The organism is Citrobacter sp. MGH103, from assembly GCF_001034475.2.
GTDB lineage: Bacteria > Pseudomonadota > Gammaproteobacteria > Enterobacterales > Enterobacteriaceae > Citrobacter > Citrobacter freundii.
On record NZ_CP073043.1, the window covers coordinates 4,591,196 to 4,605,250 of the forward strand.

Genomic DNA, 14,055 nt, shown 5'->3' on the forward strand with positions numbered 1-14,055 from the left:
GCCGGGGCAACTTCAACAAATAGTCCTCGAAAGAGGAAGAGGTGGTAACAATGCAAACAACAACAGCTTTACGTCTTTATGGTAAACGCGATCTGCGCCTGGAAACTTTCGACCTTCCTGAAATGCGGGATGACGAAATTCTGGCCTCAGTCGTAACCGACAGCCTGTGCCTTTCTTCCTGGAAAGAGGCTAACCAGGGCGAGAACCACAAAAAGGTGCCGGACGATGTGGCCACCAACCCGATCATCATCGGTCATGAGTTTTGCGGCGACATTATTGCCGTAGGCAAAAAATGGCAGCATAAGTTTCAGCCCGGCCAGCGCTATGTCATTCAGGCTAACCTGCAACTGCCGGATCGCCCGGACTGTCCCGGCTACTCCTTCCCGTGGGTGGGCGGTGAAGCCACGCACGTCATCATTCCTGATGAAGTCATGGAGCAGGACTGCCTGTTGGCCTACGAAGGTGAAACCTATTTTGAAGGTTCGCTGGTTGAGCCGCTATCCTGCGTGATTGGCGCATTCAACGCCAACTATCACCTGCAGGAAGGCTCTTATAACCATAAGATGGGCATTCGTCCGCAGGGACATACACTGATACTCGGCGGCACCGGTCCGATGGGACTACTGGCGATCGACTATGCACTGCATGGCCCGGTTAACCCGGCGCTGCTGGTGGTAACCGACACCAATAACGACAAGTTGAGCTACGCCCGCAAGCACTATCCATCAGAACCACAAACGTTGATCCATTATCTCCACGCCCAGGATGCGAGTTATGACACCTTGATGGCGCTGAGCGGCGGGCACGGGTTTGATGACATCTTTGTGTTTGTGCCCAACGAACAGCTGGTTACGCTGGCCTCTTCCCTGCTGGCTGCCGATGGTTGCATGAACTTCTTTGCTGGTCCGCAGGATAAGCAGTTTAGCGCGCCGATTAACTTCTACGACGTACACTACGCCTTCACCCATTATGTTGGGACGTCTGGCGGCAATACCGACGACATGCGCGCGGCGGTAAAACTGATCGAAGAGAAGAAAGTTCAGGCGGCAAAAGTGGTGACGCACATTCTGGGGTTAAATGCGGCAGGTGAAACAACGCTGGAACTGCCAAAAATCGGCGGCGGGAAAAAACTGGTTTACACCGGCAAAGCCTTACCATTAACCGCGCTCACTCAGATTGATGATCCAGCCTTGCGCGATATCCTGGAGCGTCATCAGGGGGTCTGGTCGCAGGAAGCCGAACAGTACATATTGTCTCACGCCGAGGAAATTTAACATGATTAACCGCGACACCCAGTTGTGCATGTCGCTTGCCGGTCGCCCCGGCAACTTTGGCACTCGCTTTCACAACTATCTGTATGAAAAATTAGGGTTAAATTTTATCTACAAAGCCTTTACCACGCAGGATATTGAGGCCGCAGTGAAAGGCGTTCGCGCGCTGGGTATCCGCGGTTGCGCGGTCTCAATGCCGTTTAAAGAGAGCTGCATGCCGTTTCTGGATGCCATCGATCCTTCCGCAAGCGTCATTGATTCCGTCAATACCATCGTCAATGACAACGGTACGCTGACAGGATTTAACACCGACTATATTGCGGTAAAAAGTCTGATTGCCAGCCACCAGCTCAATAGCAGCGCACGCGTCATGATTCGCGGCAGCGGCGGCATGGGCAAAGCTGTGATTGCCGCCTTTCGCGATGCGGGGTTTACGGATGTAATCATTGCCGCACGTAATCGAGAGAGCGGCACTACGCTGGCAAAACAGTACGGTTTCCAGTGGCAGCCGCAGCCGGATGGAATTGCCTGCGATATTCTGGTCAACGTGACGCCCGTCGGCATGGCGGGCGGGAAAGAGTGTGATGAACTGGCCTACAGCGAAGCGATGGTTGCGACCGCCAGCATAGTGTTTGACGTGGTCGCTCTGCCGCCGGAAACGCCGGTGATTAAGCTGGCACAGCAGTTGGGTAAAAAGACCATCAGCGGCGCAGAGGTGATTGCCTTACAGGCCGTAGAGCAATTCGCTATGTACACCGACGTGCGCCCGGATGACGCGCTGATTGCCGAAGCAGCAGAATTTGCGCGGGCGGGGTAAAGGAGCAGGAACAGAGCGCCGGGGATGGGCGCTCTTTTACATTTTTAAGTTCTACGCAACAGCAAGCAGCGTTTGATCGGCTTTCGCTTCCAACCGCGCCAGCGCGGGAATCAACTGGCTGATGTTTACCAGACTGTGTCCTAACTGGCATACGCTCTCATGGGAAAAATGTCCCTGACTTTCACCTGACATAGTCAGCAGGCTTTCGCCCATAAAATTCAGCGTCTGGTACAACCCTGCCAGCACCTCTTCACAGCCAAACGATAGCGCCAGATTTTCTTCGGTGGTGAGATGGCGACAATCAAGATGGCGAAACGCCTCGGCGAGTGGAGAATAAAACAGATCGGCTTGCGGTATGAGAGAAGAAGACGCAAAACAGGCGATGCAACGTACATTGCAAAAGCGTTGGGCGTGGTGGCACGCGCTAAAGGAATGGCGAACATCGCGGCAGAAACGGGATTATCCCGCGAACAACTCTACCGCTCGTTTAGTGAGAAAGGAAACCCGACGCTGAAAACCACGCTGGCAGTGATGAAGGCGCTCGGTATTGGATTGACAGTTAAGGTTTGAAATTGGATATCAGCCAAATTTCACTTTCAGCTTTCCTGACATATTGCCCTCTTTCCCAACAACAATCTCTACATCACGACCCAGTCTCACCAGGCATTCGAGCATCTTTACTTCACTGATACCACGAAACTGACCACGTAGCAGGTTGGAAAGTTTAGGCTGCGTCATTCCCAGTAGCTGCGCGGACTGCTGCTGCGTTAACCCTTTGCGTTGCAAAATCTCACCAATCACCATTGCCAGTTGCGCTTTCAACTGCATCTGTTCTGCGTCATACACGCCTAAATCGGCGTAAACATTTCCGCTACTGGCTTCAACTTCATGTGACATATCCACTCTCCTGCGCATGGCGCTGTGCAGCCTTGAGCCGCTGATAAATCAGGTCAATTTCAGGTTTGGGCGTTGCCTTCCCGGCAACGGACTTCTTCTGAAAAACATGGAGAACATAAACCGCATTTTTCAACTGGATGGTGTAAACCGCCCGCCAGGTGTTGCCGTGATAATCCTCAACGACTTCCAGAACCCCCGCGCCACCAAATCCTTTTAATGGTTTAGTCTGTGAATGCTGTTTACCCTGCTGCGCAAGCCAAAGAGCAAACCCAAACGTATCCCGAACATGTTCTGGCATTCCCTGTAGATCTTTCCAGGCATGCCCAACCCAGTAAAGTGGTTTCGTCATCCTCCCCCCTTAATTATATCCATTTAGGTATAAAATGCCATTGCCCACCAGAAGAATAAATCAACAATCTCCCTTTCAGCCGAAATAAAACGCCAGTCTGCGAGGCGCTTTCCAGAACCTCACTTCCAACATCGTGAGCCATATCAGTAAGGCGTCAGGCTGATAGTGGTAGCATTAGCGCGGTTTGTAATTTTCTGATTACATGGAGAAATGATGGAACTGCTTTTATTGAGTAACTCGACGCTGCCGGGCAAAGGCTGGATGGAACATGCGCTGCCGCTGATTGCTGAACAACTGAATGGTCGCCGTACGGCGGTGTTTATTCCGTTCGCCGGCGTGACGCAAACCTGGGATGAGTACACGGCGAAAACGGCAGCCATCTTTGCGCCAATGGGCGTTAACGTTACCGGTATTCATACCGTTGCCGATCCAATTGCAGCCATTGAAAACGCCGAGCTGGTGATTGTCGGCGGCGGGAATACCTTCCAGCTGCTGAAAGAGAGTCGTGAGCGCGGGTTGCTGGCGCCGATCGTGGATGTCGTCAAACGCGGTGCGCTGTACATCGGCTGGAGCGCGGGTTCCAACCTTGCCTGCCAGACCATCCGCACCACCAACGACATGCCGATTGTCGATCCCAAAGGCTTTGATGCGCTGGGTCTGTTCCCGCTGCAGATTAACCCACATTTCACCAACGCGCTGCCGGAAGGCCACAAAGGCGAAACGCGTGAACAGCGTATCCGCGAACTGCTGGTTGTGGCACCGGAGCTGACGGTGATTGGCTTGCCGGAAGGTAACTGGATCAAGGTGAGTAACGGTAAGTCCGTGCTCGGCGGCCCGAACACCACGTATATCTTTAAAGCGGGTGAAGAGGCGGTTGCTGTTGAAGCAGGCCACTGCTTTTAGTTGATTTGTTGTCTGATGCCGGATGGCGGCATAAATGCCTTATCCGGCCTACCGCTTCACCTCACTCAATAATCATCCCGCTCATCGTCTTCATCCGGCTGTTCCAGCACGCTGTAGGCCACGGAGCAAAACAGCGAGTTCAGACGCTGCATATCGCCCAACAGCGCCAGGTGCAGGGAACTGGTCTCGATGCTTTGCACGTTCTGCTGATGCAGACGGTCAACGTGCGCGTGCGAATAACGACGGTTGAGAATACGGAAACGGTGCTTGCTGCGGCGTAGACGACGGGCACTGGTCACATCGCCCGAGAAGAACACCGACATCGCCAGCTGCAGATTGCTGAGCAGCTGATCGTAAAGTGCATCCAGCTCTTTCAGCCCTTCTACCGAGAATGCCCGACGGGCGGCCAGCGACTTATCGGCAATCTCGCTGCCCATACGTTCAACGATATCGGAAGCCTGTTCGAGGTTGAGCGACATTTCGATAATCTCCGCCCAACGGCGTGATTCCTCTTCCGCCAGTTCATCCTTTGGCATCCGCGCCAGATAGAGCTTAATCGCCGTGTACAGCACGTTGATGTCATCCGCCATCCTGCGCAACTCTTTCTCTTCGCGCGGCTCGCCGTGCATCACCTTCTTCAACCCGTCCATCATCTGCTCCATTGCGTCGCCAATACGCAGCGCTTCGCGGGCGGCATTAGCCAGAGCGAGCGTCGGCGTATCCAGCGCACTGACGTCCAGATGTTTGGGCTTCAGATGTGCATCCAGCTCCGGCTCATCGCGGATGATGCGCTTACAAAAACGCGCCATCGGTTCGGCGAACGGCACCATCGCCACGCAGCGAACCAGGTTGTAGAAGACGTGGAAGTAGATAACCAGTTCAGATTTCGGCAGTGGCAGTTCATCCATCAGATTGGCCAGCGGATGAACAAACGGCAGGATAATCAGGCTGCCCACCAGCTTAAACAGCAGGCTGCCGAGCGCTACACGACGAGCAGCAGCATTCGCAGCACTGTTGTTGAGCATCGCCAACAGACCAGAGCCGAGGTTGGCGCCAATCACCAGACACAACGCTACCGGGAACGAGATAATGCCCGCCGCGGTCAGCGTTGCCGTCAACAGTACCGCCGCCAGGCTGGAGTAACTGATAATCGCAAACATGGCGCCAATCAGCGCATCCAGCATGATATCGCCGGTAAGTGAGGCGAAAATAACCTGTACGCCATTAGCCTGAGTGATCGGCGTTACTGCCTGCACAATCAGCTCCAGCGCCAGTAAAATCAGCCCCAGTCCAATACCGACCCGCCCCAGTTGCCCCACACGGGACTGCTTACGGCCGAGAAAGAAGATCACGCCGATAAAAATCAGCAGTGGCGACAGCCAGGAGAGATCGAAGGTCAGGATACGCGCCATCAGCGCGGTCCCCACATCGGCACCGAGCACAATCACCAGCGCAGGAGTCAGCGCCACGAGATCTTGTGCAACAAACGAGGTCACCAGCATGGTGGTGGCGTTGCTGCTTTGCACCAGCGCAGTCACGCCGATACCCGCACAAAAGGCGAGCGGCTTCTTTTCAACGCTACGGCTGAGCACGGTACGCAAGCGGGCGCCGAAGACGCGCATCACGCCGGTACGCACAATATGCGTACCCCAAACCAGCATCGCGACGGCAGAAAGCAGGTGTAACAGAGTTAACACGGAATCAAGTACTCCTTATCGTTATATGTTCCTGGGCTCGGCGCAGATAGCGTGCCTGATGGCGCTGCGCTTATCAGGCCTACAGAATGTCCCTTGTAGGCCGGATAAGGCGTTTACGCCGCCAGCCGGCAAATAGCGCTCGCGAACCTTCTTTCAGTATAAGGGTTTAAACGTAATAAAGAGACAGGGCACTCATTGAGCGCCCTGTTTGTTGTAAAGAAAGATGACAGTTTTGTGAATCAGTCGGCGTCGTAGCCGAGGTTCGGCGCTAACCAGCGTTCCACTTCTGCCACGCTCATCCCTTTACGGAAGGCATAATCTTCAACCTGATCGCGCTGGATTTGCGCCACAGCGTAGTACTTGCTGTCCGGATGACTGAAATACCAGCCGGAAACCGACGCACCTGGCCACATGGCGAAGGATTCGGTGAGCTTCATCCCGGTATGCGCCTCCACGTCCAGCAGTTCCCAAATGGTGGCTTTTTCGGTGTGTTCCGGACACGCCGGATAGCCCGGTGCCGGGCGAATCCCCTGGTAGTTTTCGCGGATCAGCTCCTCGTTACTGAGATTCTCATTCGCCGCATAGCCCCAGTAGACTTTACGCACGCGCTCATGCAGATATTCTGCAAACGCTTCCGCCAGACGGTCAGCGATCGCTTTCACCATGATCTTGTTGTAGTCGTCATGTTGCGCTTCAAAAGCATCTGCCAGCGCGTCTTCTTCCAGACCACCAGTGACCGCAAAAGCACCGATGTAATCCGCTTTACCGCTCAGTTTCGGCGCAACAAAGTCAGACAAGCAGTAGTTGGCGAAACCGACTTTTTCCGTCTGCTGGCGCAGGTGATGACTCACGTTGATGACGTGCGTACGCGTCTCGTCACGGTAAATCTCGATGTCGTCACCCACGCGGTTGGCCGGGAATAAACCCACCACGCCACGCGGATTCAGCGTCTTCTCAGCGCTGAGTTTATCCAGCATGTCGTTGGCATCTTTGAACAGGCGCTTCGCCTCTTCGCCCACTACTTCATCTTCGAGGATTCGCGGATATTTCCCGGCCAACGACCAGGTCATAAAGAACGGCGTCCAGTCGATGTAGTTGCGCAGGGTTTCGATGCTGGCTTCCACTTCCTGTACGCCCAGACGGTGCGCCACCGGCGGGGTGTAGTTTTCCCAGTCAAAGGCCAGATCGTTGTCGCGGGCAGCCTGTAACGTTACGGGCGGAGTACGCGGTTTCTTACGCGCATGCTGGATACGCACGGTTTCATACTCTTTACGCGTACGGGCGACAAAGTCATCACGCTGGGTGTCAGAGAGCAGCGCAGCGACGACGCCAACGGTACGCGAGGCGTTCTGCACGTACACCGTCGGGCCGCTGTAGTTCTGCTCAATTTTCACCGCGGTGTGCGCTTTCGAGGTGGTGGCGCCGCCAATCAGCAGCGGAATAGTGAAGCCCTGACGCTCCATCTCTTTCGCCACGTTGACCATTTCGTCCAGCGATGGGGTAATCAGCCCGGAAAGGCCAATCAGATCGGCATTCACTTCACGCGCCGTTCTGAGGATTTTCTCCGCGGGCACCATCACGCCAAGATCGACGATTTCGTAGTTGTTACATTGCAGCACTACGCCGACGATATTTTTACCGATATCGTGCACGTCGCCCTTCACGGTTGCGATGACCATTTTGCCGTTGCTGGAACCTTTCTCTTTGCTGGCCTCAATGTACGGTTCAAGGTACGCCACCGCCTGCTTCATCACTCGGGCGGATTTCACCACCTGCGGCAGGAACATTTTGCCCTCGCCGAACAGGTCGCCAACCACGTTCATGCCGTCCATCAGCGGTCCTTCAATAACCTCGATCGGGCGCGCGGCCTGCTGGCGAGCTTCTTCGGTATCCAGCTCAATAAACTCGGTTATGCCTTTCACCAGCGAGTATTCGAGGCGCTTTTTCACATCCCAACTGCGCCACTCCGCCATCTGGGCATTCGCCGTGTCGTCGGTTTTACTGCCGCGATACTTCTCAGCAAGCTCCAGCAGTCGTTCGGTGCCATCGTCACGGCGGTTGAGGATCACATCTTCAACCGCATCGCGCAGCTCGGTGGGCAGGTCGTCGTAAATTGCCAGTTGTCCGGCGTTGACGATCCCCATGTCCATGCCGTTGCGAATGGCGTAGTAGAGGAATACCGCGTGAATGGCTTCACGTACTGGGTCGTTGCCACGGAACGAGAATGAAACGTTAGAAACGCCGCCGGAGATCAGCGCGTGCGGCAGTTCGCGTTTGATGTCTTCACAGGCCCCGATAAAGTCCTGCGCATAGTTGTTGTGTTCCTCAATGCCGGTCGCCACCGCAAAGATGTTCGGGTCAAAGATAATATCTTCCGGCGGGAAGCCCACCTCTTCGGTAAGAATCTTGTACGCCCGACGGCAGATCTCAATTTTACGCGCGCGGGTGTCGGCCTGGCCCTGCTCGTCAAAGGCCATCACCACCACTGCAGCACCGTAGCGACGCAGCAGCTTCGCGTGATGGATAAAGGTCTCAACCCCCTCTTTCATCGAGATGGAGTTAACGATGCCTTTACCCTGAATGCACTTCAGTCCTTTTTCGATTACTTCCCATTTCGAGGAGTCGATCATAATCGGCACGCGGGCGATATCCGGTTCACCGGCAATCAGGTTGAGGAAACGAACCATCGCCGCTTCGGCGTCGAGCATCCCCTCATCCATGTTGATATCGATGATCTGCGCGCCGCTTTCCACCTGCTGACGGGCGACATCCAGCGCTTCGCTGTATTTCTCTTCTTTGATCAGGCGTTTAAACTTCGCCGAACCGGTAACGTTGGTACGCTCGCCGACGTTCACAAACAGGCTGTCGTCGCCGATGTTCAGCGGCTCAAGGCCGGAAAGGCGGCAGGCAACCGGGATTTCCGGCAAGCGGCGTGGCGGCAGTCCGTCCACTGCGCGACTCATGGCGGCGATGTGTTCCGGCGTGGTGCCGCAGCAGCCGCCAACAATATTCAGGAAGCCCGCCTCGGCCCATTCGCGGATTTGCGCCGCCATGGTGTCGGCATCGAGATCGTACTCACCAAAGGCGTTCGGCAGACCGGCGTTCGGGTGTGCGGTAACGTAGCATTCGGCAATACGCGACAGTTCCTGCACGTACTGGCGCAGTTCGTCCGGGCCTAAGGCACAGTTCAGACCAAAAGTCAGCGCATCGGCGTGGCGCAGGGAGTTGTAGAATGCTTCGGTGGTCTGGCCGGAGAGCGTACGCCCGGAAGCGTCGGTGATGGTGCCGGAGAGCATAATCGGCAGCTCAACGCCCAGCGCTTCGAATTCAGTTTTAACCGCGAAAATAGCGGCTTTGGCGTTGAGGGTATCGAAAACGGTTTCAATCAGGATCAGGTCACTGCCGCCTTCCACCAGCGCTTTGGTGGATTCGCGGTAGGCGGCCACCAGCTGATCAAAGGTAATATTGCGGTAAGCCGGGTCGTTGACGTCGGGCGAGATAGACGCCGTACGGTTGGTTGGGCCAAGCACGCCCGCGACGTAGCGCGGTTTGTTCGGCGTGCGTGCCGTCCATTCATCTGCCGCCGCGCGCGCCAGTTTGGCTGCCGCAAAGTTGATTTCCGCCGACAGGGATTCCATCTGGTAATCCGCCATGGCGATAGTCGTGGAGTTAAAGGTGTTGGTTTCGATTATGTCCGCGCCCGCCTCGAAGTAGGCGTTGTGAATCGCGGCGATCACCTCCGGTTTGCTGAGCACCAACAGGTCGTTGTTGCCTTTCAGATCGCACGGCCATTCGGCAAAGCGTTCGCCGCGGAAATCCTCTTCGCTCAGACGATATCCCTGGATCATGGTGCCCATACCGCCGTCCAGCACCAGAATACGTTCATTTAACTGCTGACGTAATTGTTCTACTTTGCTGCTCACACTCGCTCCCGACAACGCTCAACCAGACCGAAAAAACTCAACAGGCCATACTGGCACAAACCTGAGAGGCGGAAAAGAGAACAACGGCCAACATGAGACATGTTCAGCTTCACTCATCCGATCAGTACAGGAATTCTTGCATTATAATTGAATAAAACGAAAATGATTTCCACGATACAGAAAAGGAGTCTGCCATGGTTGCCCCCGTTCCCGCGAAACGCGGTAGAAAACCCGCCGCTACTACTGCGCCCGCAACCGGGCAGGTTCAGTCCCTGACGCGCGGCCTGAAGCTACTGGAGTGGATTGCGGAATCCAACGGCAGCGTGGCGCTGACCGAGCTGGCGCAACAGGCCGGCCTGCCAAACTCCACGACTCACCGATTATTGACCACCATGCAGCAGCAGGGATTTGTTCGTCAGGTCGGTGAATTAGGGCATTGGGCCGTGGGTGCACATGCGTTTATCGTCGGCAGCAGCTTTTTGCAAAGCCGTAATCTGCTGGCGATTGTGCATCCAATCCTGCGCAAGCTGATGGAAGACTCCGGTGAGACAGTCAACCTCGCCGTGCTGGATCAAAGCGATCATCAGGCCATTATTATCGACCAGGTGCAGTGCACCCAACTGATGCGCATGTCCGCGCCTATCGGCGGCAAACTGCCGATGCATGCTTCCGGCGCGGGTAAGGCGTTTTTATCCCAACTGAGCGAAGAACAGGTGACAGGGCTGCTGCACCGCAAAGGACTACACGCTTATACCCACGCCACGCTGGTGTCGCCAGTGCATCTGAAAGAGGATTTGGCTCAGACGCGCAAGCGCGGCTATTCCTTTGATGATGAGGAACATGCGCTGGGTCTGCGCTGCGTGGCGTCGTGCATTTATGACGAGCACCGTCAGCCGTTCGCCGCCATCTCCATTTCCGGGCCAATCTCACGCATTACCGATGACCGTGTGACCGAGTTTGGCGCCATGGCAATCAAAGCAGCGAAAGAAGTCACGCTGGCGTACGGCGGATTTCGTTAAGATGGGGTTGCCGGGTGGCAGCTACGCCTTACCCGGCCTACGGTCTGTTTCATAACGCACGCTGAAACGCTGTTTGCGTCGGTAAGCGTAAACATCTTCCACATGCCCGTTTTTAATCCGCGTTTGCAAACCCCGCCAGTAGTCGGCGCTGAACAAGTCAGCGTGCATCTCTTCAAATAGCGGCCCGATACGCGGGTCGGCACATAGCCAGTGGCGAAACTCTTCCGGGAAGACATCTCCAGGCGATACGCTGTACCACGGCTCAGCGCTCATCTCATCTTCCGGGTAGCGTGGCGGCGGGATATGACGGAAATTAACCTCCGTCATGTAGCAGATTTCATCGTAGTCGTAGAACACCACGCGCCCGTGACGGGTGACGCCGAAGTTCTTAAACAGCATATCGCCGGGGAAAATATTGGCGGCGGCCAGCTGACGAATCGCGTTGCCGTACTCTTCAATGGCATCGCGCAGTTGTTGACCTTCGACCTGCTCCAGCCAGATATTCAGCGGCACCATCCGTCGTTCGATATACAGATGGCGAATGACAATCTGATCGCCAAGATCGGTAATTTTTTCCGGGGCTTCCTGCAATAACAGCGCCATCAGCGCCGGATCGATTTGCCGTTTATCCAGCACAAAATTCTCGAACTCCTGGGTGTCAGCCATCCGCCCTACACGATCGTGCTCTTTGACCAGTTGATAACAGGCGCGGACGTGGGCGGCAGACATCTCTTTTTGCGGCGCAAATTTGTCTTTAATGATTTTAAACACCCGGTCAAAGCCCGGCAGGGTAAACACCAGCATCACCATACCGCGGATCCCCGGCGCTTCAATAAACTGCTCATCACAGTTGACCAGGTAGAGCAGATACTCCCGATAACTTTCCGTTTTTGCATGCTTCTGACAGCCAATCGCCATATACAATTCAGCGGTGGTTTTACCGGGCAGGATCTCGCGCAACCACTCCACCAGTGCCGCGGGCAGCGGGGCATACACCATAAAGTAGGAGCGGGCGAAGCCAAACACAATGCTCGCCTCCGCCGTCGTGGTCAGGCAGGTATCGACAAACAATTCGCCTTCTTCTGTCCGGTGGATTGGCAGTAAAAACGGCAGCGTTCCAGAAGGGGTAATCAGCTTACCGACCAGCCAGGCGGCCTTGTTACGATAAAACAGTTCATTCGCCACCTGTAAATGGCAGCCTGGCAATACATCCGTTCCCAGGGTTTCGGTCAGGTGTTCGATGATGTAGTGGATATCACGATGTTTATTCTGCCATGGAAGACGTAGGGGAAGATCGCTAAGGACGCGAGTTAGCAGCCACTCCCAGCCGGTATCAGGAAAAAAGTCTTTCGCCAACGGGCGTGGGATCGTGCGGAAACGACGCTCTGGCTGAGAACTGAAAATAAACAGCCGCTCGGGAGTCAGCGAGCGGTGGTCAAATAACCGACAGTAAACGGAGTTAAAAAAGCTCTCCGCAATCTCGAAGCGCGGGTAATCCGGCAGTAGCCGGGTGTAATGCTCTTTCACGCGAAGTAAAAAATCCGCGTCGGTACTTTTGCCGTCTGTAATGCAGCGCAACTGCTCCACCACCAGACCTACGTGATGATCGTAAAGGTGAATACGGCTTTTCATCGCCTGCTGAACCGCATGCCAGTCGGCATGTTCAAAACGCTGCTGCGCGCCGGAGGTGACTTCCAGAAAACGCCCGTACTGGGCGTCGAAACCTTGCAAAATCGTCTGAGCAATCAGTAATTCCAGGCCACGCGTCATCGACTTCTCCCATCCGGCACAACGTCATGCCGGATGGCGCGTTCGCTTATCCGGCCTACATCCCTTCGTAGGCCCGGTAAGCACAGCGCCACCGGGCATTAATCAAAACTGCGATTCTTCGGTCGAGCCGGTCAGCGCGGTCACCGAGGAAGCGCCGCCCTGAATGATAGTAGTTACTTTGTCGAAGTAGCCTGTACCCACTTCCTGCTGATGGGACACGAAGGTGTAACCGTCTTTAGCCGCCGCAAATTCTGGCTGCTGAACCTTCTCAACATAGTGGCGCATGCCTTCACCCTGCGCATAGGAGTGTGCGAGGTCGAACATGTTGAACCACATGCTGTGGATGCCCGCCAGGGTAATGAACTGGTATTTGTAACCCATATCCGACAGTTGCTGCTGGAAGCTGGCAATAGTTTTGTCGTCCAGGTTTTTCTGCCAGTTAAATGACGGCGAACAGTTGTAGGCCAGCAGTTTGCCGGGGAATTTCGCGTGAATCGCATCGGCAAAGCGCTTCGCCAGTTCGAGATCCGGCGTGGAGGTTTCACACCACACCAGATCCGCATAAGGTGCATAGGCCAGACCACGGCTGATCGCCTGCTCAATACCCGCATGCGTACGGTAGAACCCTTCGCTGGTACGTTCGCCGGTGATGAACTCGCTGTCGTATGGGTCGCAGTCAGACGTTATCAGATCGGCTGCGTCAGCATCAGTACGCGCAATAACCAGCGTCGGAACACCCATGACGTCGGCTGCCAGACGGGCGGCCACCAGTTTCTGGATAGCTTCCTGAGTCGGCACCAGAACTTTGCCGCCCATGTGACCACATTTTTTTACCGATGCGAGCTGATCTTCGAAGTGAACGGCCGCTGCACCAGCCTCAATCATCGATTTCATCAGTTCAAACGCGTTCAGTACGCCGCCAAAACCCGCTTCCGCATCGGCAACGATCGGCAGGAAGTAATCCACATAGCGCGGATCGTTCGGTTCAATACCGGTTGACCATTGGATCTGATCGGCGCGACGGAATGTGTTGTTGATCCGATCCACCACTGCCGGGACGGAGTTCGCCGGATACAGCGATTGGTCCGGGTACATGCTGGATGCCAGGTTGGCATCTGCCGCCACCTGCCAGCCTGAAAGGTAGACCGCTTCAATACCGGCTTTCGCCTGCTGCAGCGCCTGACCGCCAGTCAGCGCGCCGAGGCTGTTGATATAACCTTTCTTCGATTCGCCGTGCAGCAGACGCCACATTTTCGCCGCGCCAAGCTGAGCCAGCGTGCATTCCGGGTTGACCGAGCCACGTAATTTCACCACTTCCTCCGCGCTATATGGACGGGTGATGCCTTCCCAGCGCGGTTGAGTCCATTCTTTCTGTAATTCTTCGATTTGTTGAGTACGGGTTTTCATGT

General features: G+C 55.2%; 12 protein-coding genes. 5 read left to right on the plus strand and 7 right to left on the minus strand.

The window, feature by feature from the left end:
* Window positions 1-50: 50 nt before the first annotated feature.
* Together sorE and SK33_RS22135 are read left to right on the plus strand one after the other, a co-directional pair.
* A complete protein-coding gene (sorE, locus tag SK33_RS22130) occupies window positions 51-1,274 on the plus strand; it encodes an L-sorbose 1-phosphate reductase (RefSeq protein ID WP_003031639.1) in 1,224 nt (407 codons plus the stop codon).
* A 1-nt stretch (window position 1,275) separates the two neighbouring features.
* Window positions 1,276-2,088, plus strand: a complete 813-nt coding sequence (locus SK33_RS22135; protein WP_032948295.1) for a shikimate 5-dehydrogenase — start codon at window positions 1,276-1,278, stop codon at window positions 2,086-2,088.
* 51 nt (window positions 2,089-2,139) lie between these two features.
* Here SK33_RS22135 and SK33_RS26500 read toward each other — a convergent pair whose 3' ends face one another.
* Window positions 2,140-2,322 carry a hypothetical protein gene (locus SK33_RS26500; RefSeq protein WP_234400788.1) on the minus strand — a complete coding sequence of 61 codons (183 nt, stop codon included), beginning with the start codon at window positions 2,320-2,322 and terminating at the stop codon, window positions 2,140-2,142.
* Between the two features lie 57 nt (window positions 2,323-2,379).
* Here SK33_RS26500 and SK33_RS22145 point away from each other — a divergent pair, with 57 nt between their 5' ends.
* Window positions 2,380-2,658, plus strand: a complete 279-nt coding sequence (locus tag SK33_RS22145) for an addiction module antidote protein (RefSeq protein ID WP_008324306.1) — start codon at window positions 2,380-2,382, stop codon at window positions 2,656-2,658.
* Window positions 2,659-2,667: 9 nt separating this feature from the next.
* On the opposite strand, the gene SK33_RS22150 is transcribed toward SK33_RS22145, so the two are convergent.
* Both SK33_RS22150 and SK33_RS22155 read right to left on the minus strand, forming a co-directional pair.
* Window positions 2,668-2,985 (minus strand): helix-turn-helix domain-containing protein, encoded by a 318-nt coding sequence (locus tag SK33_RS22150; RefSeq protein ID WP_003031625.1) that lies wholly within the window; start codon window positions 2,983-2,985, stop codon window positions 2,668-2,670.
* Entirely contained in the window at window positions 2,975-3,334 is a 360-nt protein-coding gene (locus tag SK33_RS22155; RefSeq protein WP_048220009.1) for a type II toxin-antitoxin system RelE/ParE family toxin, read from the minus strand. The genes SK33_RS22150 and SK33_RS22155 overlap by 11 nt, the downstream gene beginning before the upstream one ends.
* Before the next feature lie 213 nt (window positions 3,335-3,547).
* On the opposite strand from SK33_RS22155, the gene pepE reads away from it, so the two are divergent.
* Window positions 3,548-4,237 carry a dipeptidase PepE gene (pepE, locus tag SK33_RS22160; RefSeq protein ID WP_003841421.1) on the plus strand — a complete coding sequence of 230 codons (690 nt, stop codon included), beginning with the start codon at window positions 3,548-3,550 and terminating at the stop codon, window positions 4,235-4,237.
* Window positions 4,238-4,302: 65 nt separating this feature from the next.
* Here the strand turns inward: pepE and SK33_RS22165 are convergent, their stop codons facing one another.
* Complete coding sequence (locus SK33_RS22165) at window positions 4,303-5,934, minus strand: Na/Pi cotransporter family protein (protein WP_003031618.1); 1,632 nt, start codon at window positions 5,932-5,934, stop codon at window positions 4,303-4,305.
* Between the two features lie 239 nt (window positions 5,935-6,173).
* Window positions 6,174-9,857, minus strand: a complete 3,684-nt coding sequence (gene metH / locus SK33_RS22170) for a methionine synthase (RefSeq protein ID WP_048220008.1) — start codon at window positions 9,855-9,857, stop codon at window positions 6,174-6,176.
* Between the two features lie 194 nt (window positions 9,858-10,051).
* Here metH and iclR point away from each other — a divergent pair, with 194 nt between their 5' ends.
* Window positions 10,052-10,876, plus strand: a complete 825-nt coding sequence (gene iclR / locus SK33_RS22175) for a glyoxylate bypass operon transcriptional repressor IclR (protein WP_003031613.1) — start codon at window positions 10,052-10,054, stop codon at window positions 10,874-10,876.
* A gap of 21 nt (window positions 10,877-10,897) precedes the next feature.
* Here iclR and aceK read toward each other — a convergent pair whose 3' ends face one another.
* Complete coding sequence (gene aceK / locus SK33_RS22180; RefSeq protein WP_048220005.1) at window positions 10,898-12,646, minus strand: bifunctional isocitrate dehydrogenase kinase/phosphatase; 1,749 nt, start codon at window positions 12,644-12,646, stop codon at window positions 10,898-10,900.
* Between the two features lie 102 nt (window positions 12,647-12,748).
* Window positions 12,749-14,053, minus strand: coding sequence for an isocitrate lyase (gene aceA, locus SK33_RS22185; RefSeq protein ID WP_003031609.1), 1,305 nt, complete (start codon window positions 14,051-14,053; stop codon window positions 12,749-12,751).
* Between the last annotated feature and the right edge of the window lie 2 nt (window positions 14,054-14,055).